Source organism: Micromonospora cathayae (genome assembly GCF_028993575.1).
GTDB classification, from domain to species: domain Bacteria; phylum Actinomycetota; class Actinomycetes; order Mycobacteriales; family Micromonosporaceae; genus Micromonospora; species Micromonospora cathayae.
Map to the genome: position 1 here is coordinate 2,778,209 of NZ_CP118615.1, position 22,971 is coordinate 2,801,179.

The window sequence follows — 22,971 nt, forward strand, 5'->3', positions numbered from 1 at the left end:
GCTCGATCCTCTCCCGGGCCAATCTGAAGGTGCCGACGCGGTCCTCTCCCCGAGCGTGTCGGCGGACTCAGCAGCCTCGCGCAGGGAGCTTCACATGGATGTGCCGATCAGCGACGTGCTGGAACGCGACCCGATGCGCCGGCAGATGGCGTCGCCGGGCCATCCGCCGCCTGCGGGGCTGACTCCCCGTCCGCGTACCGCCGAGAGGGCTGCGTGGGTGGGTGGGCGGCGGTCTGCTCCCAGCCGTCGTCCCGCTGCGGTGGGCTCGCGTCTTCGGGCACGAGCCCGCCGTCTCGGGGTGCCCGCGACAGTGGGGGACCGGGCGTGACCGTGTACATGTCCCGTTCTGTTGCGGCCAGCCGGGCGGCACGGCGGTCCGGGGCGCAGCCCTCGGCTCCGGTGGCGGCTGTGGCGGATCCGCCGTTGTTGACCCATGTGTGGCGTCGGTTCTTCGAGCAGCGGCCCCGGCCGGGGTTCCGTTGATGAGCATCGAGCGACCGGTACCCGGCCAGGATGTTGACGGCCGCTGCCTGGTGGAGGGTGAGCATCTGCCGGCCCGCCCGCAGTGGCTGTGCCGGAACTGCGGCCACCCGTGGCCCTGCGCCCAGGCGAGGAGGAGGCTGCTGGTCGAGTACGAAGGTAGCCGGGTGGGGTTGTCGCTGTATCTGGCGGCCTGCCTGCACACGGCCATCGACGACCTGCGGCACCTCAGTGCGCCGCAGATGTGTGGCTACGCGGGTTTGTTCGACCGGTTCCTCGGCTGGACCAGGCACCGCGCCGGTGCCCGGCGGCAGGCCGCGACCCGTTTCCCACCGCTGTCCGAGGAGAGGGTGTCATGACCGGTATCGGTGTCATCACCGCCGTGGATCGGCCGGCGGTCGCCGGTGTGTTCCATACGTTGGTGGTGCAGCCGACGAGCTTCTGCAATCTCGACTGTGTCTACTGCTACCTGCCCGACCGTCGGTCGCGTCGCCTGATGACCGTGCCGGTGGCGCAGGCCTGCGCCACCTCGACCGAGCGGCAGGGCAGCGATCATCCGGTGAGCGTCGTCTGGCATGGTGGCGAGCCGACCGCGACCCCGATCAGCCACTTCCAGGACCTGCTCGCCCCTTTCGAGTCGCTACGGCAGGCGGGTCGGGTGCGTCACGAGGTCCAGACCAACGCCACGTTGATCAACCAGCGGTGGTGCGATGTGTTCGCCGCCTACGGGTTCACGGTCGGTGTCAGTGTCGACGGCCCGGGTGCCCTGAACCGCAACCGCCTCGACCACGCGGGCAGGTCCACCATCGGGCGCACGGTGCGCGGTATCCGGATGCTGGCGGAGGCAGGTCTGGAGTACTCGGTGATCTGTGTCGTCACCCCGGAGACCATCGACCATGCCGACGACCTTGTGGACTTCTTCACCGACCTGCCGGGATGCCAGTCCGTGGGCTTCAACATCGAGGAGCAGGAAGGCGCCGCCCGGCAACCGGTGTCGGAGGAGTCCGCGTACCGGTTCTGGCGGCGGCTCGTGCAACGCCGCACCACCGGTAGCCGGCTGCGTATCCGTGACCTGGACCGCCTAGCCGACTACCTCACCGCCGCCCGCACCGGAGGCGTCGACCACACCCCCCATGAGCCGATTCCCACCGTGTCCTGGGACGGCCGGGTCGTGCTCCTGTCACCGGAACTGCTCGGCATCACCGACCCCGACTACGGCGACTTCGTCGCCGGCAACGTGGTCGAAGAACCCATCACGGCGATGCTCGCCCAGGCCGGCGGTCTGCGCTACGTGACCGAGTTCGTCACCGCGCTCAACGACTGCGCCGACCGGTGCGGGTTCTACGACTTCTGCCGTGGCGGGCAGGCCGGCAACCGCTACTTCGAACACGGCACCTTCACTGTCCGCGAGACCGGCTTCTGCCGTACCACCCGACAGGCCCTGGTCCGCGCCACCGCGGACCAGCTCACCCCGACCGGAGGACCCGCATGACCAACGACCTCGCCGCACTCGTCAACGCCGCGCCGCACCACCTCGACCGTCTCGGTGTCGCACCGTCCCGGACGGTAGCGTCGATCGACGCCGCGAAGTTCGACAACCGGCCCACCTGGGACAACCGGGGCAGCTTCGACAGCCGCCCGGGCTGGGACAACTGGAACAAGAAGAAGTGACCCGCTGACAGCGGACCCGACACCCGGCGGCGCGGGGCGGCCGGCCCGCCCCGCGCCCCCTGAACAGATACAGGTGAAGAACCACATGCGGACCACCACAGTCGGCGACCTGCGGATACTGCTCCCGGATCTCGACCCTGACGACCTCGACACCATCAGCGACCCGACCGGCGACCTCAGCGACGCCATCATCGAGGACGCCTCCTGGCGCGGCGCGGCGTTCGACGACATCGGGATCCGCGGCAGCCGGCTCACCGGTGCGGACCTCTCCGAGAGCACCTGGGAGGCTGGCGTCATCTTCGGCTGCGAGATCACCCGCACCGATTTCTCCGGCACCACCCTCTCCGGCATGAGCATCGAACGCTGTGCCGTCACCGGTTCCCGGCTCACCGGCACCAGATTCACCGACGTCCGGTTGAAGGACGTGCTGTTCGAGGGCTGCCGCTTCGACTACGCGACCCTTACCCGGGTCGCCGCCGCCGGAGCCGTGGCCTTCGTGGACTGCGTTCTCACCGACGCCACCTGGTCGTCCTGCCGCCTACCCGACACGGTCCTCAGGTCCTGCCAGCTTGCCCGCCTGGAGCTCGACTCCTGCCATCTCCAGGGTGCTGACCTTCGGGGTAACTCGCTGCACGACCTGAAGACCGGTCTCGGCAACCTGCGCGGGGTCACCCTTCACGAGGACCAGCTTCCCGACCTCACCCAGCTGGCCGTTCAGGATCTCAACCTGACCGTGCGGAAGCGGTGACGCAGCCGGTCTTCATCCCGGGCGGTTGCCGGGTACGAGAGCAAGCGAACTCCTCAGGAGAACGACGTCGTGGCCTACCGTCGAGGGCCGAACAATCTGCTTCGTGCGGCTCGGCTGGCGCTGCGGTCTCCGTCTGGGTCGGGGCGGCCGATGTCCCGGCAGGAGCTGGCCGACGCGGTCAACGCCCACACCCACGCGCACGCGGGCTGCCGTAGTGCCGTGGATGCCCGCTATATCGGCAAGCTCGAACGCGGGGAGCACCGGTGGCCGTTCGAGCCGTACCGCACGGCGTTGCGGAAGGTCCTGGGCAAAGCGACCAACGCCGATCTCGGGTTCTTCATCATCAAGGGACACGCCCAGGACCCTGAGGTGAGCGCGGAGGAACCAGGACCAGGTGGCTGGACATCACCGGCTCCCGGCGCTGACCCTGGCCGCCCGGTATCGGTAGCGGCGACGGCCGGTCCGGTCATGCTGGACCGACCGTCGGTGCGGGTGACAGTGAACGTTCACGCCGCGACTGTCACGGCACTGGTCCGTCACGACGACGCGACCGGCGGTGTCGTGGTCCTCGCGGGGTCCGTCGAAGTGACGATCGAACCATCGGATGTCTCGCGGGGCCGCCTCGTGGCTGTATCCGGTGTGCCATCGACCGGGGCCGGCCTTCGCCAGGTGTACCGGCTTCCCGATCGGCGGGCCCGATGACGAACGTGCGGATCACGCGCCCGGCCGTGGACGGCTGGCATCCGTCGGCTCTGCGCTTTCCAGGACGGACCAGCCAGCAGCAGGCGACCGAGGCGCGCAGGGACCTCGATCGGCGGTTGGCCGCCTGGCGCGCCGAGCAAGGGCTAACGCAGACGCAGCTCGCCAAGAGCATCTGTTACTCCCACAGCTCGGTCGCCAACGCCGAGATCGGGCGGGACACCAGCGTGCGCCGGTTCTGGCAGGACGCCGACCGGGCGGTCGACGCACGAGGGGCGTTTCTGGCGGCGTTCGACCAGATGGCCGCGCTGGTACGGGGACTTCCACACCCAGCAGGCGCAGGCGCGGGACGAGGATCGCCAGCGCCGCGCTGGCCGGACCGTCACCCGGGCCACTCAAGCCGCGACAGGTGACTGTCGGGGCGGAACGGTGGTCGTCGGCCGGTGGACCGGGCAGGAGACCCGCGCGCTACGCGAGGCGCTCAGGATGACCGTCCACGACTTCGCCCGCCACCTCGGGGTGGCGCCCGAGACGGTTTCCGGCTGGGAACACCGCCGCCACACGTCCACCCCTCGCCGAGAAGATCACCGGCCAGCAGATGATCACCGAGTACCACGAGGACAACCGGATCGGCGACTACATCTGGTGGGTCGGCAGCACGGCGAAGTTCGCCAACCACTACCCGAACTGGCAGTACGACTACGACATCCCGGCGATCCTGACCGAGATGTATGAGGTCAACTGGGAGACGTGGGTCAGCCGGCGTTGACCAGCTCCCGGTACTGCGGGGAGTCCAGGAAACGCGGGACGATCTCACCGTAGGCTCGCCCGAACTTCAGGGCGCGTACGTCGGCGCCGTCGACGAACCGCATCGCCGCACCTTCCCCGCACACCACATCCTCGTCCCTGGCGTCGGTCGGCGCGTAGAAGATCGAGAACTCGCCGACCGCGCCGGGGAACTTGGCCGAGGGGGCGGTGCCCTGCCAGAACAGGCGCAGCTCTTTGACCTTGAGGCCGGTCTCCTCCAGCAGCTCCCGGTTGGCGGCCGTCAGCGGGTCCTCGCCCGGCTCGATGTTGCCGCCGGGCAGGCACCAGCGGTGGGGATCTACCCGGGTGTTGCCGTCACGCAGTTGCAACAACAAACGGCCCTTCGGATCGACCAAGATCACACCGGCGATTCGCGTATCCACTCGCACAGTCACGCACCGTAGCCTAACCCTGGTCGCAGCCATCGCGAGGAGAAGCCCGGCCGCCTGGACCAACGACACCATCGCCAACGGCCAACTGACCAGTTCCACCCGCTACGACGACGCCTACCGGCCCCTGTCCTCGACGGTCACCACCTCCACCTCCACCGCCAACGGGGCCCTCGCCGGCACCTACACCACGGCGACGTACAAGGTCTGCGTACCGGGGCCTACGCCCGTCGACCTGACGTCCCCTACCGACGCCGGAACAAGAGTGTCGCCGACCTGCTCCCCGACCTTGAGAACGCGTTCGCGCGTCAACCGGCCTGACACTACGGTCGACCGATGAGCCGTACCGATCTCGACGTCCTGGTCATCGGTGCCGGCGTATCCGGTCTCACCACTGCCGTATGCCTGGCCGAGGCCGGTCTGCGGGTGAGGATCTGGGCGGCCGAACTGCCCGAGGGGACCACCTCGTACGCCGCTGGGGCGATGTGGGGTCCGTACCTTGTCGAGCCCGTCGACCGGGTGCGGGTGTGGGGCGCTCAGACGCTGGACGTGCTGCGGCACCTCGCCACCGACCCGGCGACCGGGGTGCGGCTGGTCTCCGGGGTCGAGGCGTCCCGCACGCCTGTCGAACCGCCCGGGTGGGGCAGCCAGCTGGACGGGTTCCGGATGTGCGAGCCGGGTGAACTGCCGGACGGCTTCGCCACCGGGTGGCGGTACACCGCCCCGCTGGTCGACATGCCCGTCTACCTCGGCTACCTGCGCGGGCGGCTGGAGGCGGCCGGCGGCGAGATTGTGATCCGCCGGATTCGCTCGCTTGGTGAGGCCGTTGGTGTGTCCCCGGTGGTCGTCAACTGCTCCGGGATGGGTGCCCGTGACCTCGTACCCGATCCCGACTTGGCCCCGATCCGCGGGCAGCTCGTTGTGGTCGAGAACCCCGGCATCACCGAGTTCTTCTCCGAAGACACCGGGCCCTCACCGGACCTGCTGCACTTCTATCCTCAGGGCGAGACCCTCGTTCTCGGCGGCACCGCCCAACCCGGCGAGTGGAACCGGGAACCCGATCCGGAGACGGCCGCAGCGATCGTCGCCCGCTGTGCCGACGTCGAGCCTCGCCTGCGTACCGCCCGGGTCGTTGATCACCGGGTGGGACTACGCCCCACCCGGCCGTACGTTCGGGTTAAGGAAGAGCAGCTTGGTGACGCGAAGGTGGTCCACAACTACGGCCATGGCGGGGCTGGCCTCACTCTCTCCTGGGGCTGTGCCCTCGAGATCGCACGTCCAAATCTGATCGCCTGATACAGCCCGCCTCGCGATCCTGTAGTGCTTGCCATTCCTCCGAGGCTCGCCTGCCGGGGCCCACTCGTTGGCGAAGGTCTCTATCTGGCGGAGGCGTGTCGGTGGGCAAGCCTTTGCACTGTAGGGGGAAGTCGCCAGGGTAAGCCATCTCAGATGTCACCTATCGGTGCAGCAGACCCGATTTCGGGGTCCACCCGATGACGCTGTTCACGTGGCTTCGCTAGGCCGATATCGACGCCGGCGTCACGCCCGGGACGGCCAGCACCGAGTCAGCCGAGCTGCGGGAGGCTCGGAAGCGGGTCAGGTTGTCGGAGCAGGAGAACGAGGTCCTGCGCCGGGCCGCTGCGTACCTGTCGCAGGCGAACCTGCCGGAAGGGGCTCTACCCGCTCGTGAGCGAGCTGGCCGCCGACGGGATCCCCGTGGCGGTGACGTGCCGGGTACTGACCATCGCTCGTCAGCCCTACTACCGGTGGCTCGTCCAGCCTGTGGGCGATGCCGACCTCGTTGCCGCCTACCGGGCGAACCCGCTGGTGGACGCCCACCGCGATGATCCGGAGTTCGGGTACCGGTTCCTGGTCGATGAGGCCCGCGACGCCGGGCAGCTGGTGGCCGAGCGCACCGGGTGGCCGATCTGCTCGGGTAACGGCTGGTGGAGCGCGTTCGGCAAGCGCAAGTGTCGCGGTAAGGGCGGCAAGGTAGGCCCGCCGGTGCACGACGACCTGGTCTGCCGGGACTTCACCGCCGTCGGCCCGAACCGGCTGTGGCTGGCCGACATCACCGAGCACCACACCACCGAGGGCAAGCTCTACCTCTGCGCGATCAAGGACGTCTGGTCGAGGCGGATCGTCGGCTACTCCATCGACTCGCGGATGAAGTCCCGCTTGGCCGTCACCGCCCTGGACAACGCCGCCGCCAGACGCGGTGGCCTGGCCGGGTGCGTGCTGCACACCGACCGCGGATCCCAAGGCGGCCTCATGGGCCTTCACCAAACGTGCCCGCGACTCCGGCCTGATGCCGTCCATGGGCAGCATCGGCGACTGCTACGACAACTCGATGATCGAGGCCTTCTGGTCGAGGATGCAGGTCGAGCTGCTGAACCGCCGCCGCTGGCGCACCCGTATCGAACTCGCCAACGCAATCTTCGACTACCTCGAGATCTGGCACAATCGCCAACGCCGGCATAGCAGCATCGGCATGCTCACCCCGATCGAGTTCGAGCGGGCGTCCGCGGTGGCATGAGATCACTTATCCGACTCCGGTCAACCCGGGGCAGACCAGGCCCCCATCGGCAGAAGCCCCACCTGTTCCTTCTTCTTCGCGTTCACGCTGATCACCGGCTGCCCGGCAGCCTGATGGTCTTTGACCTGGTTGTTGAGATAGCGGGACTGGATATCCCGTACCGCGTCCTGCGGTATCCCTGCAATTACCGCATCCGGCCGATTGCTTCGGCCAGTGCCGCCGCAACGTCAGGTCGGGAGAAATCCCAGACCATCAGCAGTCCGTCTGGGCTGGTGACGGTAAGCCTTCCATACAGCATGATCGGCAGTTGTCTGTTGTTCTTGAAGCGGCGATCCGGGCCGCCGGACTTGTTGCTGTACTGCCACGTCGTCCCAACACACTCGGCGTCGGTTGGCGGCGTATCCGACTCGATGAACCGTTGGGCCTGCGCATGGGCGTTCACTGCGGCGTACGGGAGGCCGGCGTAACGGTGACCGTGGCGGACGATCACCCGGTCCGGCAGGAAGTACAAAGAGCGGTCTTCTCCATGCAGGCTCGGTACGGCGATGTTCGTCACGAGCATGGGCGGACCAGCCAGATCCACCGAGGCTGGGCTGCGGCGGTTCAGGGCTGCGGCTCCGGCGTTGACTTTCCGCTGATATGGAGTGTTGAGAGCACCTTCGGCTTCGACGTGCCAGACGCGCTGCATACGGCTGACGAAGCTGCTGCTCGTGGTGAAGCGCTCGTAGTTGACCGCCGGTACGTCGTCAACCTGGTAGAAGACGACGACTGATCGCCGCGCAAGGTCGCGCTGCCACAGCCACCACACTGCGGGTAGGCCGGGCACGAGCAGCAGGAGCCCGAACGGTGCAGAGAATAGGGCCAGGACTGCGACGGCGGCAGCGGCCCACGGCCACAGCAGGTGCCGTTGGGCTGCGGTCTGGATCTGACCGATCAGGTCGGAGGGATGTGCTGCAACCAGCTGCTGTACCGGCGTACCGGACAACTCCTGCATGACGATCCCGTCGTTGTGGGTCGCTGGCAGCATCGACGGCGGCGATCCGGGTGAGGTTGGGGTGGGTGCCCGGCCGCCGAAGTAGGTCGTGCCGAGACCGGCAACGCGGACGTAGTTGCCGCGAGGCCCAGTCCCGACACGGAACCCTGGGACACCAGCGGAGACGCCGACGCCAGATGGTGACAGGTTGAATCTAAAGGGGCCCGCTTTGAGGCTGGTCCGCAGGTAGAAACCCATGAGTGCCCTCGCGTCGTCGCTGACAATGCGGGCAACGATAGGTCTTCGTGCGCGGCGAGATAACCAGACTATCGGATATCAGGGAGCACTGAACGGGCAGACCCACGTGGAAGACGGCAAGATCAGATAACGACCATGCCGCCGACGGGCATGGCGGGGAAGCCTTGCTATATCGCGCGACGTGGTTCTCGTGCCGTGCAGCCTTCACCGCTTATCCGGCTGGCTCGTGTGGTGGTTCGGGGTGAGCCACCCCGGGCCCCCATCAGGGGCCAAGGCCGAGGCGAGACAGGCTGACCGAAGCGCATCACCAAGCCGGATGCCTTTCTGTCGGTAATCAGACTGAAGTCGTCGCTCGGGTATCCGTGGTCGGCTGGATGGCTGCTCTGCTGATCTGAGTCGTCGATGTCCGGTCGGCGGCTACGGCGCTACTTTCGTCGGGCAGTCATGATGCCTGGGGAGAGCAATGGGATATCGCTTCAACGCGCCACCGAACTGGCCGCCGCCGCCTGCTGGGTGGGTGCCGCCTACGGGTTGGAGACCGGATCCTGCCTGGGGCCCTCCTCCGGCGGGGTGGCAGTTGTGGATTCCGGACTCGCCGGCTCCGGCACCGGCGGTACCCGTTACGGCCGACGCGCAGGCTGATGGCGCTCCTGTCGTCGTCCCGCCGCAGCGCAATGGGAGTCCGGACATTCCTCTGTTCGGTGCTCGGGGCAAGGCGCGTGAACTGAACGTGGAGAACGCACAGCTCCGTAGCGAGCTGGACCAGTTGCGCGTCGAGCTGACGGGCTTGCGGGCGGAGATGTCACGGCTCGGTGTGCTCTCAGCGATGGAGTTGGAGCAGCACCGGGACCGGCTCAGCCGCGAGGTCGCCGACCTGACCGCGAAGGGCAAAGCGCGGAAGGCCGAGCTCGAGCGGCATCTGCGTGAGCTCCGGCAGCAGATTGTGGTCACTGAGGAGACGGCACTGCTGCAGGAAGCTGGGGTCTATCAGTATCGGCATCCCCTGTCGGACGCGGTCGCCTATCAGAGCCAGCTCAGCCGGCTTCAGGACCAGATCAAGGCCATGACCAGGAAGGACGGGGGAGCGGTCAAGGCGGCTACCGGGTGGACGGTCAACGGCTCGGCCGCAGAGGGTCGGGTCATGATCCGGGACTTCTCCAAGCTCATGCTCCGCGCCTACAACGCCGAGGCGGACAACCTGGTGCGCGGGTTGAAGCCGTACAAGCTCGACTCGGCTGTAGATCGGCTGGGGAAGGTGACGGTCACCATCGCCAAGCTCGGCAAGACGATGCAGATCCGGATCGCTGAGGAGTACCACCGGCTGCGGATCAAGGAGTTGGAGCTGACCGCCGACTACCAGGAGAAGCTGGCCGAGGAGAAGGAACGGGAGCGGGAGGAGAAGGCCCGGCTGCGCGAAGAGCGACGTGCGCAACAGGAGATCGAACGCGAACGCGCCCGGCTCGACAAGGAACGCCAGCACTACGCGAACGCCTTGGCCGCTTTGCAGGCCAAGGGTGATGCTGACGGTGCCGCCCAGATGCAGGACCGGTTGGCCCAGATCGACACCGCGATCCAGGACGTCGACCACCGGGCCGCCAACGTCCGGGCCGGCTACGTGTACGTGATCTCCAATCTCGGCGCGTTCGGCGAGAAGATGGTCAAGGTCGGCATGACCCGTCGCCTGGACCCGCTGGACCGGGTACGTGAACTCAGTGACGCCTCGGTGCCCTTCAACTTCGACGTCCACGCCCTGTTCTTCTCCGACGACGCTGTCGGTATCGAGGCGCAGATGCACGCACGGCTGGCCGACCGAAGGGTCAACCTGGTCAACCACCGTCGCGAGTTCTTCTACGCCACGCCGGAGGAGGCCAAGGAACACCTGCTGGCGTTGACCGGCAGCCTGCTGCAGTACGAGGAGGTCCCGGAAGCCCTGGAGTACCGGCAGAGCCTCACCCAGGCCCAGGAGCAGCCAGTCGCGACCACATGACATGCCAAGGCAGAACCGCCGGTGGCCGCTGAGCCGGTGAGTCCAACGGATCAATCGTGCCCGCAGCCGATCCGACGACTGCCATGAGCAATGGTCGCCGGCGGGCCAGCCGTTACGACCATGAGCAAGTGGTATCCCGAGATGGAGAGGTACGTATGCCGTCGGGTGAACCGTTCGTCTATGGGTCAGCGGTCGGCAGCGCAGTTGTTGTCCCGGGACCATCCGCATACCGACAGGTCCGAGGGGCGTGATCTGTCCCGGCGCGACGACAACGGCAGGCTGATCCAGGGCTACCCTCTGACGACGACAACCCGCCTTCGCAGCTCAATGATTTCGCGCGCTGCCAGCGTTCCAGATGATCCGCCACCGAAAGGGCTCTACCTGCCCTTTCTGTCTCCCTGAGAGGAGGACGGGTGTCCCCGTCCGAGTCCCCCTTCCACCTGTGGATCGCGATGGACGACACGCGCACCGTCGTCGCCCTAGCGCCGCTCAAGGTTTCCCGCAATCCGGCACGGCACGAGTGGGGAAGCATCACCGACCTGCGCGCCGAGCCCGAGACCGAGAGGCCCGAGAGCGTTCCGCGCATCATCGTGTTGTCGACATTGGTATTGATCGGCTCCTTCGGACTGTGCCTCACCGGAGCGCCAGGGCCGGTGGTCTTCTTGCTTGCCGTTCTCGCGCTAGGTGTCGGGTCGGCGTCCTACCTCTACAAACCTCCGCCGGCGATGGTGGTGGCACGGGATGAGGCGACCTTTCCGGAACTTCACCGGACCCTGGAAAGCGCCCGTGAGCGCACCGAGTTCGCTGATCTGCTCCGGATGGCTGAGCGAGCTGGAAGGGTCCTTCCCGCCGTGGAGGCCGCCGTGGATCCAGCTGAGGGCGGGGAACTGCTGGCCCAGGTGCTGTGGGAGGCCGCCGACGTGCTCAGCCGACGGCAGCAACTCCGCCCGCAGGTGGCCAGGCCCCCATCGGCGTCGGCCGGCCCGGCGGCTACCCGCGCCGCGCAGACGCTCGCGGAGCAGCGGGGGGCAGCGCAGGCGCTGTGGATGCAGACCGAGGCGGAGTTGGAACGCATTCAGACCGCCCTTGAGCTTGCCGCTGTCGCCGGAGAGAACGTGGCACACGATTCAGGTGCCCTTGACGTGGTGCGAGAAGCATACGAGGAACTGGTTGCCGTATACGGAAACCGGCACTAGGACCAGCCAGCGCACCGGGGGCCGAACTAACGTTTGCAACGCTCGCCACCGCTTGAGACCCGATGCCACGCGGGGTGCTCCTTGGGTGCTCCGGCGCGATGGACGGGCCGACGCTTGATGGACCGGGCGGGACGCTTTCCCGCTGAAGCTGGGGGCTGACCGCGAACAGATGGACTTACGCCGCCGGGTTGGATGCAACAACTCGACTAACGTCTATCTCTTAATCCGCGGGTTCGGGGTTCGAGTCCCTGGCGGCGCACCAGCAGCAAGGCTCTGACCTGGGTTTTCACCCGGGTCGGAGCCTTTCTTGCTTCCGTGGCGGTGGGCCGGTGCTCGGTGGGTGCTCGGGAGCCGTTGGACCGGTGCGGCTGCCGGTGGACGGGTGCGTGTCGGTGGACGTCCGGTCCGGGCCGGTTCGGTGAGGGGGTCTGGTGTCGGTGCCGGTGGTGATTCCGGACGGGATCCGGGCTGACGTGGAAACGTTGTGGCGTCACCACGACCTGGGCCACGAGTTGCGTCGGTGTGACGTGGGGATCGGGTTGGGTAGTCATGACCTCGGTGCGGCGGTGGTCGCGACCCGCCTGTTCCACGAGGGCCTGTTCCCGTGGATCGTGTTCACCGGCGCGAACGCTCCGACGACGGTGGAGCGGTTCCCGCGCGGTGAGGCGGTGCACTACCGGGAGTACGCGGTCGAGCATGGTGTGCCGGCGGAGTCGATTCTCGTGGAGCCGCGGGCGACGAACACGGCCCAGAATCTCGACTATTCGCGCCGCCTGCTGGCGGAACGCCGGATCCCGGTGCGTTCGGTGTTGCTCATGTCCCGGCCGTACCAGCAGCGCCGGGCCTACGCCACCTGCAAGCTGATGTGGCCGGAGGTCGACGTGGTGTGCGCGTCGAACCCTCTTGAGCTGGACGACTACGTGGGCAGCATCGGTGACCCCCGGCGGGTGGTGGACATGCTGGTCGGGGACACGCAGCGGATCGAGGTGTACGCCGAACGCGGGTTCGCGGTTCCGCAGAAGGTGCCGGACGAGGTGCAGGCGGCCTTCGGTCGCCTGGTGGCGGCGGGGTACACGAGCCGGCTCGTCTGAGCGGAGTCGGTTACCAGCGTGGCCCGCCCGGTCGGATGCCCATTCGTTCGCTGAGTTCGACGGCCGGCCGGGGCGGTCGGGGGCGGGTGAGGATCTCCCGGACCAGGTCGCGGGAGAGCCGGTGGTCGCGCACCTGGTCGGGGCCGATGACCTCGGCGTCCAGGAGGGCGGCCAGCGCTTCGTCGATGCGGTTCCATCGAGCGAGTGCGCGTGCGGTCTCGATGGCCTGTCGGACCTGCCGTTCGACCGGAAGTGCGGTGGTGTCGAGCAGTGGTTTCGGCTTGAAGGTCCGGGCCTACGACACAGCGGGCCACTCCGCCTGAAACAGCACCAGTTGCCCACGTGCTGACACGCTGTGCCGGTCCTGGCCGCACTGTCTCGTGCGGCCAGGACCGACGTCTGACACCTGAGCTGGCCGGTCGGTTGTCGCTACGGCAGCGAGTTGAGCACCATGGCGCCGATGTCACGGCCGAGTTGGGCAGCGTCCTGGGAGCCGGAACGGTCGTTCATCATGACCGCCACCACGATGCCGTCCTCGGGGTAGATCCGTAGGTAGGCGAGGGCGCCCGTCCACGAGCCGTCCTTGGCGACCACCTGGTGGCCGTTCTCGACGCCGGTGTTCCAGCCGTAGGCGTAGTTGCTGTCGGCGTCCGGCGCGGTCCACATGGTGTCCAGCGACGCCTGGGTCAGGATCTGGCCCGCCGCGAGCTTGGCGCCGAACCGGCCCAGGTCGTACACGTTCGACTGGATCCCGCCGCCGAGGGTCTTCCAGTCCTTGTTCTCGAGCGGCGCCTCCGCGTTGCTGGTCGTGTACTCGGTCATCCGCCGGACGCCGGCGCTCAGGTCCGCCGGGGCGAGCGTGCCGAGACCGTAGGGAGTGGTCAGCTTCGTACGCACCAGGTTCTTGATGTTGTCGCCGCCGGCTGCTTCGAGACCGGCGCCGAGCAGGGTGTAGCCCGGGGTGGAGTAGTGGTAGTCCGGAGGCGCGCATACCAGCGGCTCGTCCCAGAACTCGTCGGCGGCGGCGAGAGCGGTCGCGTACGGCACGTTGTCGAAACCGGACGTGTCAATGTCTCCGTAGTGGCCGACGCAGCCGCGGCTGCTCAACAGGTCGCCGACCGTGTGGGTGTGGTGCGCCGGCATCGACGGCACGAGGTCGCGGCTGGCGTCGTCGAGGTCGACCAGCCCCTGCTCGACCATCCGCATGGTCAGCACGCCACCGACGGCTTTACTCACCGACGCGATGCTGCCCACGTGCCCGCTGTCCATCCACACGTTGTCGTCGATGTCGGCGAAGCCGAAGCCGCGCAGGTACTTCGCCTGGTTGTTGTGGAACACCGCCACGCTGACACCGGGCACGGCGGTGCTGTCCAGTTCGGCCTGGATCCTGGTGTTGACAGCGGTTTTCAGCGCCCAGTCCGGACGGTCGTTGTTCTGCCGCCAGATCCCGGCGTACCGCACGCCGCCGGCGGTGTCGTACTTGTTGTAGGCCACCAGCCGGTAGCCCTCGTCGGAGTAGCGGTGCCAGTAGTTGGCGAAACCCGCGGCGGTCATGTCGCGGCGTTCCACCCAGCCGCGGCCGTTGCGGTTCTCCACCCAGATGCCGGCGTAGCGCTGACCCGCGGTGGTCCGCACCGACTCGAACGTCAACATCCGGTAGTCGCGCTGAAGCTCGGCGAACTTCGTCGAGAACTCGGCGGAGGTGAGATCGCGCCACAGTGCCCACGCGAGGTTCTCGGCGTTCTGGACCCAGATCACCGAGTAGCGCAGGCCCTGCGAGGTGTCGTACACGTCGATGTCGATGGGCATCCGTCCGGCGCGGCGCTGCTCGTCGAACTTCGTCGAGAACTCGGCGCTGGTCAGCCCTCTGAACGAGGTCCAGGACAGGTTTTCCACGTTCTCGACCCAGACCCCGGCGTAGCGACGTGCCCCGCCGACGAGGTAGGTCTCCTGCTCGGTCAGCCGCATGCCCTGATTGCTGGCCTCGACCCAGGCGGCATGAAACCCTGCGTCGTCGAGGTCGCGTAGCTCCTTCCAGCCCCGCTTGTCGGTGTTCTGCTGCCACACCGAGCCGACCCGGTACGCACCACCGGTGGTGTCGATGTCCAGGTCGTCGATCAGGTAGCTCTTGCTGTGCGTGGCGAACGAGGTCGCGAACTGGGCGCTGGTCTGGTCACGCAACGACAGCCACGAGACCGAGTCCGGATCGAAGATCGGGGACGGCACGCCCGGCACCGCCAGTGCTGGCGGGCCGCTCAGCGCCGCCCCGGCCAGGACCGTGGCGAGCACGACGGCCACCCGTCTGCGCATGGTCATGATGCACTCCTGACGTCTGATGTGCCTGTCCGGCACAGGTGAGACGAATGAGTGCCTACGGTCCGGCAGTCCATGGGCAGGCACTGCCGATTCTGAACTCGGTTGAACGCAGGGCTGAACATCGTTGAACAGATGAACCTGTCGGGGCATTGACCGAAGTCGTCAACGTGGTGAACGCGGCGGCTATCGTGTTCCAGGAGGGTGGCCGGATGACCGACGACAGGGGCATGTCAGACCTGACCCGCATGTTGCGCCAGCTACGGCGGCGCGAGGCGAGGGTGCGGGGCGGGGCGGAGCTGACCTACCGGGAGTTGGCCACCAGGACGGGCTGGTCACTCGGGATCATCGCGCAGTACTTCTCCGGCAAGTCGCTTCCGCCGGTAGACCGGTTCGACGTCCTGGTCCGGCTGCTGGGCGCCTCTCCTGCTGAGCTGGGCGTCCTCGCGACGGCGCGGGACAGGGCCGATGACCATCGACGCGGTCCCACCCCGGCGGCGGGCGGCGTCACCCCGCGTCGTGCCGACGTCAGACTGCTCGGACCGGTGGAAGTGGTCGGGCCGGGCGGCCGGGCGGCGCTGGTGGGTGTGCGGCAGCGAGCCCTGATCGGCCTGCTGGCCCTCGAAGCCGGCCGAGTCGTCACCAAGACCCGGCTGGTGGACGCGCTGTGGGGCGAGGCACCACCCCGGACCGCGATCGAGAGCCTGTACAGCCATGTCGCACGGGTCCGCAGCTCCCTCGACGCCTGTGGACTGCCGGGCCTGCTGATAACCCGTGCCTCGGGATACGTCCTCGCGGTGCGGCCCGACGAGGTGGACGTGACCCGCTTTGCCGAACTGGCAGCTCAAGCGCGACGGGCCCTTGCCGGCGGCCGGACGGCCGATGCCGCCGCAGGTCTTCGTGACGCGCTGGCCCTCTGGCGGGGTGACGCGCTGGCCGACGCGCAACCGGCCGGCTGGGTGGCGGCGGAGGTCGACCGGCTGCACGAGATGTGGCTCGGCGCGCAGGAAGATCTGTTGGACGCGCGGCTGCGTCTCGGCGAGCATGTCCTCGCTGTCGATGAGCTGGAAAGGCTGCTCGTCACCCGTCCGGCCCGGGAGCGAATTGTCGAACTGCTCATGGTGGCCCTCTACCGGGGTGGACGGCAGAACGAGGCTGTCGAGGCGTACCAGAGGCTGCGCGGCCATCTTGCCGAGCAGTTGGGCGTGGAGCCCGGCCCCCGGGCGGCACATGTGTACACAGCCGTGCTGCGCGGGTCCCCCGAGCTTGATCTCGATTCGGGCGACGCGGCCCGGACGGGGATACCCAGACCGGCGCAGCTGCCGTCGCGAGTGGGCCATTTCGTCGGCCGCGACGGGGAGCTCGCCGTCCTGGGTGGCCTGCTGAAGGGCTCCGCGAAGGCCGGCCGGTTGGGTGTGGTGTGCGGCCCGGCAGGCATGGGCAAGACCGCGCTCGCGGTGCAGTGGGCACACCGGGTCGCCGGCAGGTTTCCCGACGGGCAGCTCTACCTTGACCTGCGCGGTCACGACCCCGCCACCGCGATGCCGGTCGCCGAGGCGCTGACGCACCTGCTGCGCGGGCTCGATGTGCCGTCCGACCGGATACCGGCCGATCCGGCCAAGCTGGTCGGCCTGTACCGGTCGGCGCTGCACGACCGGCGCGTCCTGATCCTGCTCGACAACGCCGCCGCGGCTGATCAGGTGACCTCACTGGTGCCCCCGTCGGGTGGCAGCCTGCTGCTGGTGACCAGCCGCAACCAACTGGCCGGCCTCGCGGTGGACTACGCCGTGATCAGTGTCGACGTTGACGTGCTCTCGGCCGGGGAGGCGCTGACGCTGCTGAACAGGGTGCTGGGCGTCGACCGCGTCGACCGGGAACAAGCCGCTGCCAGCAAGCTCATCGACCTGTGCGGTCGGATGCCCCTGGCCCTGCGGATCGCCGCGGCCAAGCTCGCCACCCGCCCGCCGCGGCCGATCGCGGAGCTCACCGCCGATCTGGCTGGTGCCGACCGGCTTGCCATCCTGGCCGTCCCAGGGGACTCGCGCAGCATCAGAACCGTCTTCGCCAGCGCCTACCAAGCCCTGAGCCCAGCCGCCGCATGCCTGTTCCGCCGAATGGGCCTGCACCCCGGCACCACGTTCGCGCTGGCGCTCGCGGCCGCGGTCGTCGGCGCCTCCCTCGCCCAAGCCCGCAGCGCTCTCGACGAACTGGTCGGTGTCCACCTGCTGATCGACATGGGCACCGGCCGCTACCGCTTCCACGACCTCATCCGCCTCTACGCCGCCGAGCAGGCCGAGTCCCACGAGGACGACGTGAGCCGGATCATCGACTGGCATCTGATCGTGGCTGAGGCCGCCAACCGGGTGTTCGACCCGGCACGCGACCGGGCGGGACCGCTGTCGGTCCACCCGCCCATCGAAGCCCCGTTTCCCGCCGATCGTGACAGCGCCCTGGCCTTCCTTGATGAGGAGCGCGCCAATCTGCTGCCGGTGGTGCGCCACGCCGGCGAACAGGGCCACGACCGCGCCGTGTGGCAGCTCGCCTATCTGCTGACCAGCTTCAATCTCGTACGTGGGCACCGGGCCGACCAGGCCGAGATGTGCCGCTTCGGCCTGGCCGCAGCGCAGCGCCTCGACGACCCGACGGCTGAGGCGCTGATGCGGAGTCTGCTCGGCATGGCCTGTAACGGCACGCAACGTTACGCAGAGGCGCTGGAGCACCTGCAACACGCACTGGAGCTCACCCGGACCCTCGGCGACAAGCGGGGGCAGGGCATGGCGCTCAACAACATCGCCATGGCGTACGGCCGGTTGGGCCGGCTGGACGCGGCAGCCGACGCGTTCGGTGAGGCCCTGGCGCTGCACACCGCCGACAGCCACCCGCCGGGCATTGCCCTTGCCCTGAACAACCTCGGCCACATCTACACCCTGATGGGCAGGCCGGAGCTCGCCTTCGAGCCGCTGTCGCAGGCGCTCGCGCTCGCCCGGGAGATCTGCCACTCCCCGCTGGAGGCGTCCGCGCTGCACAGCCTCGGCGAGGTCCACCTCGCCGAGGCGGAGCACGACAGCGCGCTCGACTGCTTCACGAAGGCTCTGACGATCCGGCGACGGATCGGCGAACGGCGCCGGGAGGCCGAAACGCTCAACCTCATCGGCCGCGCCCTCCAGGGTCGTGGCGACCACGCAGCCGCCACCGGACACTTCCGGCAGGCATTGGCGCTCAGCGTGGAGCTCGGCGACCGGCACCTCGAGGCGGCGACCCTGGCCCACCTGCGTGATGACCAGCCGGCTGAAGGGGTCTCACGAGCCTAGCAGGGTGACCACGGCCACGCCGTCGACGACGGTACCGTGCGAGGGCGCAAAGGCCCGGACGTAGAACCAGCGCCGTTGCGGGGCTTCCGGACGCGACAACAGCTTGACCGGCAGCGCGACCAGCGTCGCCCCCGCCGGCACGGCCACCACCCGGTCGGTGACGCCGACGAAGTCGACGCCCGCCTGGGCGGTCCCGTCCGCAGTTTCCCAGCGCGCCGTCATCACTGGTCCCGGTGGCGGAACCAGATAGATGGCGCCTTCGACCAGGTCGCACAGCCGCCGTTGTTCACCGACTATCCACGGCTCACCGGGCGGGGGCGTCTGGTCGACGACCCACTGCGGGCAGATCTGGTCGTCCACCGCCCAGGCAAACCCGAGGCCATCGTCATCGAGAATGCGCCCGTACCCGACGCCGTGGGCCACCCTGACACCCGGACTCGGGTTGACGAGCGTCACCCGGAAGTCTTCCAGCGCGGGTTCCGGCACGCTGTCGAGCGCCACGGTGACAGTGATCCTTCGGGTGGTGGAATCCCCCGCAGCCCAGCGCAGCTGGCCCGCTGACAACGCGAAGTCCACGCCCGGCTGGGCGCCGCCGGCCGTGACCGCGTAGGCGACCTGGCCCGAGGCCGCACACCCGCCCGAGAACACCGTGAAGATCAACCTGCCGGCGCCCTCGCTGACCGTCACCTCGGGATTGATGACGATCACACGCTGGCAGGCCGCCAGACCCGGACTGCCGACAGCCACCAACGAAGCCGCGACGACGAGGAGCGCAGCGACACATCTGGCGAGTACCCGCCTCAACTCTTGCACCATACGAAGCATCCTCGGTCCGCCGCCTTGCACGAAGCTTGTGGGCCGGTCCTCCGTCCGGCCGGTCGCCGACCCTCGTCTGGACCGGTCCGCTCACGGTCCCGGACCGGCGTGTCGGCCAGGTCGGCGAGGGGGACGTCGAGGGCCTGGCTGAGTGTCGGGACCGCCCGTCGGCTCGTCCGGTCCGCGCGGGATGTGGGTGGACCGTGTCCGCATCGGAGCGGGGTGGGGACGGCCGCTCGGACGCGACCGTCCCCAGGGGTACCGCAGGTCCGGTCAGCGGTTCGCGGCCCCGCCGCCGGCGGCTGGCTGGACGCGTTCGAACCGTACCCGGCTCAGCCATCCCGGGAAGTCGCTGAGCACGTACAGTTCGCCGTGCACGTCGGCGTCGATCGCGGTCGGCTGGGTGGGGAAGTTGCCGATGGTGGCGGTCTCGTAGCCGCCCGTGGATTTGGGACGTACGGCGAACGCGAGGGTGGAGCAGTAGTCACTCGCGATGTAGGTCCCCCGTGCCTCCGGGGTGGCGGACCCCCGGTACACCACGCCGCCGGTCACCGAGCAGCTTTCGGTCATGAAATGTTCGTACTCGAAGACCGGGTCGGTGTAGACCACGCCCGGGCGGCACTGCGTCTGGTCGAACACCGGGGTGCCTTCCCGGCAGGACCAGCCGAGGTTCGCCCCACCCTGCCACGGGCGGATGTGGTTGACCTCCTCGACCAGGCCCTGGCCGACGTCACCGATCCACAGTGAGCCGTCGGCCGGGTCGACGGAGAACCGCCACGGGTTGCGCAGCCCGTAGAGCCAGATCTCCGGCCGCGCACCGCGCTTGTTGACGAACGGGTTGCTGGTAGGTACGCAGTAGGGCTTCGCCCCGCAGGTGCGGGTGACGTCGATCCGCACGATCTTGCCGAGCAGGGTGCCGAGGTTCTGACCGGCCTTGTACGGGTCGTTCGCGTGGCCGCCGTCACCGAGGGACCAGTAGAGGTAGCCGTCGCGGCCGAACGCCACCTGTCCGCCGTTGTGGTTGTTGTACTCGGCATGCTCCTGGGTGAGCAGCACCTGTAGCCGCTCGGGCGCGCTGATCGGCAGTCGCGCCAGGGTCAGTGCGCCGGCCGGCAGGCTCGTGTAGGCCACGTAGAGCATCCCGGTCCGCGCGAAGTCCGGCGCGGGCGTGATGCCGAGGAGACCGCGTTCGTTGCCCGACGGGTCGATCCGGGCGGTCAGGTCGAGCACCGGCTCGGCCGCCAGGCCGGTGTCGGGGTGGTAGGCGCGGACGGTGCCGTTCTTCTCCGCGATCAGCATCCGGCCGTCCGGCAGCCCGGCGAGCGCGATCGGACGTCGTAGGCCGGAAGCCACCTGTTCGGACACCACGGTCAGCTCGGTGAGGGGCACCGCCCTGGTGTGGGGTGTGTCGGCCGGCCCGGTGTGGGGTGTGTCGGCCGCCGAAGCCGGTGGCACCAGGAGCGGGGACAGGACCAGAGCGAGCAGCCCGGCCAGTGCGGGGGCTGGACGACGGCGCCATCGTGACATGTTCTCAGCTCCTCGATCGGGGTGGAGGACGCGGAGCGTTTCACGATACATCAGCCTTTGTCGATTTTGGGATCATGGGCCCGCGCCGGTGAAGCGCGACGGACGCGAAGAGATCGACAAACGTCGGCCTGGCCGGTCTGCGCGACACGGTCCGGCGGGGTGGCGGCCGAAGGGGACGACCGCCACCGCGCGCCGGTGCCGCGCCACGGTGGTACGGGGTTGTCGGACGGTCAGTTGCGCCTGCTCCACTGCTGGTTGCCGCCTCCGTGGCACGCCCACAGGTGCAGTTGCGTCCCGTTGGCGGTGCCGGCGTTGGCGGCGTCCAGGCAGAGACCCGACTGGGCGGAGGTGATGGTTCCGTTGCTGGTGAAGTTCCACTGCTGGTTCGCGCCGCCGTGGCAGTCCCAGATCTGTACGACGGTGCCGTTGCTGGTGCCCGATCCGCTGGCGTCCAGGCACTTGTTGCCGTAGACGGTCAGGGTGCGGCCGGCGGTGTAGGTCCAGCGCTGGTTGGTGTTGCCGTGGCAGTCCCACAACTGCACCCGGGTGCCGTTGCTCGTGCTGGAGTTGGGGACGTCGATGCAACGGTCGGACGGGCCGTTCGCGATCATCACGTTCGGCTGGTTGGCCGGCGGCGTGGTCGGCACCGGGTTGCTGGGCGTCGGGCCGCTGGTCGGCGGGGTGGACCCGAACTGGGTGAAGAACTTCCACACCTCGGGCTTGACCCAGCTCCGCGCGCCGCTCTCACAGCCGGCGCAGCCGTCCACCGGACCCTGCTGGTGGCCGCCGTCGAACGGGGCCCAGACCACCGGGTAGCCGGCCCGGCAGGAGTAGGTGGTGACGATGTGGGTCAGGCTGCCCCGGGCGGGCTCGGGGGCGTTCTGTGTGGCACAGCCGTTGTTCCTGAGCCACCTGTCGCGCAGCGACCGGCCGCTCTGGATGTTGTCGCTGATCCCGTGGATCCCCAGGTACGCCACGGGCTGGGTGCCGCCGGTGCAGCCACTGATCTCGCCCGGGGCGGCGATGGCCGCGACCGCCCGGAACACGGTCGGCCGGGAGCACGCCAACGAGTAGCTCATCGCGCCGCCGTAGCTGAACCCGACCGAGAAGCGTTGCGTCGTGTCGACGCAGAGCGCGTTCTCGATGACGCGGATCATGTCGTCGGTGAAGGTCACGTCCTCGCCGTTGGTGTTGGCCCAGCCGTTGCCGATGCCCTGCGGGGCGACGAAGACCGTGCTGTTGTTCGACTGCGACAGCATGCCGTAGTAGGCCCAGGCGTAGCCGTCGCTCCCGCCCGAGGCGACGTCGTTGGCGGTGCCGCCCCACCAGTGGAACCCGAAGGCCAGCCGGTGCGGGCGGGTGTTGTCGTAGCTGTCCGGGAGCCGGAGAATGAAGCTGCGGCTCTTGCCGCCGCTGGAGATGGTGTGGGTGCCGCTGTTCAGCCCCGGGGCCTTGCCGCAGCCGGCCGTGGTGGCCGCGGCCGCCGGTGTCACGTTCGTGACGACGTACGCGCCGGCGGTGGCCAGGACCATGGCGGCCAGGACGGCCCCTATCCAGTGGGCCGGGCGTTTGCGAGGTGACACAGGTTCGTCTCCTTACCGGGAAGGCCGCCGTCCGGCTCCGGGGGGCGAGCCGAACACCAGCGCCTGAGCCGTACCGACCGGACGCGTGGGCGTGGACCGAAGCGTCGACGTCGGCGGGAGGGTGGCCGAAGCCGTGGCGGCGGCCGTCGACCGGGCCGGTGTCACCTCGACCCGACGTGTCGGGCCCAGGCCGGTATCTATCGATGGTTATATTCGTATGACGTACGATGTTCGTCAAGTCCTGGCTGCTGGGAGCTGACCGGTCGCCCGCCGGGCGCGGGCTCGGCGGCCTGCCCGTCGGTCGGGTAGCGGCTCGACGCCGTGCTGACCTGCCGCCCGACCCGGCGGGGACCGGGCGTCGACGGGGCGCCTGAACCACCTCCCGATCCGCTGAAACCACGTCCCCGTCTCACGCGTCATCCGATCTGAGTCGACCGAGGACCCCAGCCGGCAGGGCTGTCGGCCCCGGCGACCGAGGCAGCCGGGAGGAATCGTGTTGGTGCGTAGATGGCTCGTTGGTGCGGGTCTGGTGGTGTCGGCCGCTGCCGCGATGGTGCACGGAGGGCTACCGGCGTCCGGGAGCGCC

General features: G+C 68.7%; 21 protein-coding genes and 2 pseudogenes. 16 read left to right on the plus strand and 7 right to left on the minus strand.

The features are described from left to right. The first annotated feature begins 336 nt into the window (after positions 1 to 336). The 8 genes from amcA (PVK37_RS31875) (at position 337) to PVK37_RS12945 (ending at position 4,367) form a co-directional block, all read left to right on the plus strand. Positions 337 to 483, plus strand: coding sequence for a multiple cyclophane-containing RiPP AmcA (gene amcA, locus PVK37_RS31875; protein WP_423791075.1), 147 nt, complete (start codon positions 337 to 339; stop codon positions 481 to 483). Continuing rightward, positions 483 to 839 carry a hypothetical protein gene (locus tag PVK37_RS12915; RefSeq protein WP_275034156.1) on the plus strand — a complete coding sequence of 119 codons (357 nt, stop codon included), beginning with the start codon at positions 483 to 485 and terminating at the stop codon, positions 837 to 839. The genes amcA (PVK37_RS31875) and PVK37_RS12915 overlap by 1 nt, the downstream gene beginning before the upstream one ends. Beyond that, on the plus strand, positions 836 to 1,972 hold the full coding sequence (gene amcB / locus PVK37_RS12920) for a cyclophane-forming radical SAM peptide maturase AmcB (RefSeq protein WP_275034157.1): 1,137 nt from the start codon (positions 836 to 838) through the stop codon (positions 1,970 to 1,972). Before PVK37_RS12915 ends, amcB begins: the two co-directional genes overlap by 4 nt. Beyond that, positions 1,969 to 2,151, plus strand: a complete 183-nt coding sequence (gene amcA, locus PVK37_RS12925) for a multiple cyclophane-containing RiPP AmcA (protein ID WP_275034158.1) — start codon at positions 1,969 to 1,971, stop codon at positions 2,149 to 2,151. Before amcB ends, amcA (PVK37_RS12925) begins: the two co-directional genes overlap by 4 nt. 85 nt (positions 2,152 to 2,236) lie before the next feature. Further along, entirely contained in the window at positions 2,237 to 2,899 is a 663-nt protein-coding gene (locus PVK37_RS12930) for a pentapeptide repeat-containing protein (protein ID WP_275034159.1), read from the plus strand. A gap of 150 nt (positions 2,900 to 3,049) precedes the next feature. Further along, on the plus strand, positions 3,050 to 3,601 hold the full coding sequence (locus tag PVK37_RS12935) for a helix-turn-helix domain-containing protein (RefSeq protein WP_275034160.1): 552 nt from the start codon (positions 3,050 to 3,052) through the stop codon (positions 3,599 to 3,601). After that, a complete protein-coding gene (locus PVK37_RS12940) occupies positions 3,598 to 4,011 on the plus strand; it encodes a helix-turn-helix domain-containing protein (protein WP_275034161.1) in 414 nt (137 codons plus the stop codon). The genes PVK37_RS12935 and PVK37_RS12940 overlap by 4 nt, the downstream gene beginning before the upstream one ends. 185 nt (positions 4,012 to 4,196) lie before the next feature. Next, a complete protein-coding gene (locus PVK37_RS12945) occupies positions 4,197 to 4,367 on the plus strand; it encodes a hypothetical protein (protein ID WP_275034162.1) in 171 nt (56 codons plus the stop codon). On the opposite strand, the gene PVK37_RS12950 is transcribed toward PVK37_RS12945, so the two are convergent. Beyond that, a complete protein-coding gene (locus tag PVK37_RS12950; RefSeq protein ID WP_275035098.1) occupies positions 4,354 to 4,788 on the minus strand; it encodes an NUDIX domain-containing protein in 435 nt (144 codons plus the stop codon). The genes PVK37_RS12945 and PVK37_RS12950 overlap by 14 nt on opposite strands. 342 nt (positions 4,789 to 5,130) lie before the next feature. Here PVK37_RS12950 and PVK37_RS12955 point away from each other — a divergent pair, with 342 nt between their 5' ends. The 3 genes and pseudogenes from PVK37_RS12955 to PVK37_RS31885 all read left to right on the plus strand — a co-directional run bounded on the left by PVK37_RS12955 (position 5,131) and on the right by PVK37_RS31885 (position 7,330). After that, positions 5,131 to 6,090 carry an FAD-dependent oxidoreductase gene (locus PVK37_RS12955; protein ID WP_275034163.1) on the plus strand — a complete coding sequence of 320 codons (960 nt, stop codon included), beginning with the start codon at positions 5,131 to 5,133 and terminating at the stop codon, positions 6,088 to 6,090. A 708-nt stretch (positions 6,091 to 6,798) separates the two neighbouring features. Next, positions 6,799 to 7,074, plus strand: a pseudogene (locus tag PVK37_RS31880) (DDE-type integrase/transposase/recombinase); the annotation flags it as partial. 70 nt (positions 7,075 to 7,144) lie between these two features. Beyond that, entirely contained in the window at positions 7,145 to 7,330 is a 186-nt protein-coding gene (locus PVK37_RS31885) for an IS3 family transposase (protein ID WP_423791031.1), read from the plus strand. Positions 7,331 to 7,386: 56 nt separating this feature from the next. Here PVK37_RS31885 and PVK37_RS12965 read toward each other — a convergent pair. Together PVK37_RS12965 and PVK37_RS12970 are read right to left on the minus strand one after the other, a co-directional pair. Beyond that, positions 7,387 to 7,488 (minus strand): annotated as a pseudogene (locus PVK37_RS12965) (ISAzo13-like element transposase-related protein); the annotation flags it as partial. A 26-nt stretch (positions 7,489 to 7,514) separates the two neighbouring features. After that, positions 7,515 to 8,561: a DUF4236 domain-containing protein gene (locus tag PVK37_RS12970; RefSeq protein WP_275034165.1), complete on the minus strand. Its 1,047-nt coding sequence runs from the start codon at positions 8,559 to 8,561 to the stop codon at positions 7,515 to 7,517. A 730-nt stretch (positions 8,562 to 9,291) separates the two neighbouring features. On the opposite strand from PVK37_RS12970, the gene PVK37_RS12975 reads away from it, so the two are divergent. The 4 genes from PVK37_RS12975 (at position 9,292) to PVK37_RS31890 (ending at position 13,184) form a co-directional block, all read left to right on the plus strand. After that, positions 9,292 to 10,548: an SNIPE associated domain-containing protein gene (locus PVK37_RS12975; RefSeq protein ID WP_275034166.1), complete on the plus strand. Its 1,257-nt coding sequence runs from the start codon at positions 9,292 to 9,294 to the stop codon at positions 10,546 to 10,548. Positions 10,549 to 10,961: 413 nt separating this feature from the next. Beyond that, positions 10,962 to 11,744 (plus strand): hypothetical protein, encoded by a 783-nt coding sequence (locus PVK37_RS12980; protein WP_275034167.1) that lies wholly within the window; start codon positions 10,962 to 10,964, stop codon positions 11,742 to 11,744. Positions 11,745 to 12,175: 431 nt separating this feature from the next. Continuing rightward, a complete protein-coding gene (locus PVK37_RS12985) occupies positions 12,176 to 12,835 on the plus strand; it encodes a YdcF family protein (protein WP_275034168.1) in 660 nt (219 codons plus the stop codon). 121 nt (positions 12,836 to 12,956) lie between these two features. Beyond that, complete coding sequence (locus tag PVK37_RS31890) at positions 12,957 to 13,184, plus strand: hypothetical protein (RefSeq protein ID WP_275034169.1); 228 nt, start codon at positions 12,957 to 12,959, stop codon at positions 13,182 to 13,184. Between the two features lie 80 nt (positions 13,185 to 13,264). Here the strand turns inward: PVK37_RS31890 and PVK37_RS12995 are convergent, their stop codons facing one another. Continuing rightward, positions 13,265 to 15,151 carry a serine hydrolase gene (locus PVK37_RS12995; protein ID WP_275034170.1) on the minus strand — a complete coding sequence of 629 codons (1,887 nt, stop codon included), beginning with the start codon at positions 15,149 to 15,151 and terminating at the stop codon, positions 13,265 to 13,267. 149 nt (positions 15,152 to 15,300) lie between these two features. On the opposite strand from PVK37_RS12995, the gene PVK37_RS13000 reads away from it, so the two are divergent. After that, on the plus strand, positions 15,301 to 18,459 hold the full coding sequence (locus PVK37_RS13000) for a BTAD domain-containing putative transcriptional regulator (RefSeq protein WP_275034171.1): 3,159 nt from the start codon (positions 15,301 to 15,303) through the stop codon (positions 18,457 to 18,459). Here PVK37_RS13000 and PVK37_RS13005 read toward each other — a convergent pair. The 3 genes from PVK37_RS13005 to PVK37_RS13015 all read right to left on the minus strand — a co-directional run bounded on the left by PVK37_RS13005 (position 18,448) and on the right by PVK37_RS13015 (position 22,334). Beyond that, entirely contained in the window at positions 18,448 to 19,275 is an 828-nt protein-coding gene (locus tag PVK37_RS13005; protein ID WP_275034172.1) for a Calx-beta domain-containing protein, read from the minus strand. The two genes, PVK37_RS13000 and PVK37_RS13005, sit on opposite strands and share 12 nt — an antisense overlap. A 273-nt stretch (positions 19,276 to 19,548) precedes the next feature. Next, the gene (locus tag PVK37_RS13010) at positions 19,549 to 20,802 is read right to left on the minus strand and encodes a PQQ-dependent sugar dehydrogenase (protein WP_275034173.1); all 1,254 of its coding nucleotides are present in this window, start codon (positions 20,800 to 20,802) and stop codon (positions 19,549 to 19,551) included. Positions 20,803 to 21,032: 230 nt separating this feature from the next. After that, positions 21,033 to 22,334, minus strand: a complete 1,302-nt coding sequence (locus PVK37_RS13015; protein ID WP_423791076.1) for an RICIN domain-containing protein — start codon at positions 22,332 to 22,334, stop codon at positions 21,033 to 21,035. Positions 22,335 to 22,971 lie beyond the last annotated feature (637 nt).

What these genes read in the sequence shown, in the direction of transcription:
- amcA (WP_423791075.1), top strand. Translation starts at nt 337, where the DNA reads ATGTCCCGTTCTGTTGCGGCCAGCCGGGCGGCACGGCGGTCCGGGGCG.
- PVK37_RS12915 (WP_275034156.1), top strand. Translation starts at nt 483, where the DNA reads ATGAGCATCGAGCGACCGGTACCCGGCCAGGATGTTGACGGCCGCTGC.
- amcB (WP_275034157.1), top strand. Translation starts at nt 836, where the DNA reads ATGACCGGTATCGGTGTCATCACCGCCGTGGATCGGCCGGCGGTCGCC.
- amcA (WP_275034158.1), top strand. Translation starts at nt 1,969, where the DNA reads ATGACCAACGACCTCGCCGCACTCGTCAACGCCGCGCCGCACCACCTC.
- PVK37_RS12930 (WP_275034159.1), top strand. Translation starts at nt 2,237, where the DNA reads ATGCGGACCACCACAGTCGGCGACCTGCGGATACTGCTCCCGGATCTC.
- PVK37_RS12935 (WP_275034160.1), top strand. Translation starts at nt 3,050, where the DNA reads ATGTCCCGGCAGGAGCTGGCCGACGCGGTCAACGCCCACACCCACGCG.
- PVK37_RS12940 (WP_275034161.1), top strand. Translation starts at nt 3,598, where the DNA reads ATGACGAACGTGCGGATCACGCGCCCGGCCGTGGACGGCTGGCATCCG.
- PVK37_RS12945 (WP_275034162.1), top strand. Translation starts at nt 4,197, where the DNA reads ATGATCACCGAGTACCACGAGGACAACCGGATCGGCGACTACATCTGG.
- PVK37_RS12955 (WP_275034163.1), top strand. Translation starts at nt 5,131, where the DNA reads ATGAGCCGTACCGATCTCGACGTCCTGGTCATCGGTGCCGGCGTATCC.
- PVK37_RS31885 (WP_423791031.1), top strand. Translation starts at nt 7,145, where the DNA reads ATGATCGAGGCCTTCTGGTCGAGGATGCAGGTCGAGCTGCTGAACCGC.
- PVK37_RS12970 (WP_275034165.1), bottom strand. Translation starts at nt 8,561, where the DNA reads ATGGGTTTCTACCTGCGGACCAGCCTCAAAGCGGGCCCCTTTAGATTC.
- PVK37_RS12995 (WP_275034170.1), bottom strand. Translation starts at nt 15,151, where the DNA reads ATGACCATGCGCAGACGGGTGGCCGTCGTGCTCGCCACGGTCCTGGCC.
- PVK37_RS13005 (WP_275034172.1), bottom strand. Translation starts at nt 19,275, where the DNA reads ATGGTGCAAGAGTTGAGGCGGGTACTCGCCAGATGTGTCGCTGCGCTC.
- PVK37_RS13010 (WP_275034173.1), bottom strand. Translation starts at nt 20,802, where the DNA reads ATGTCACGATGGCGCCGTCGTCCAGCCCCCGCACTGGCCGGGCTGCTC.
- PVK37_RS13015 (WP_423791076.1), bottom strand. Translation starts at nt 22,334, where the DNA reads ATGGTCCTGGCCACCGCCGGCGCGTACGTCGTCACGAACGTGACACCG.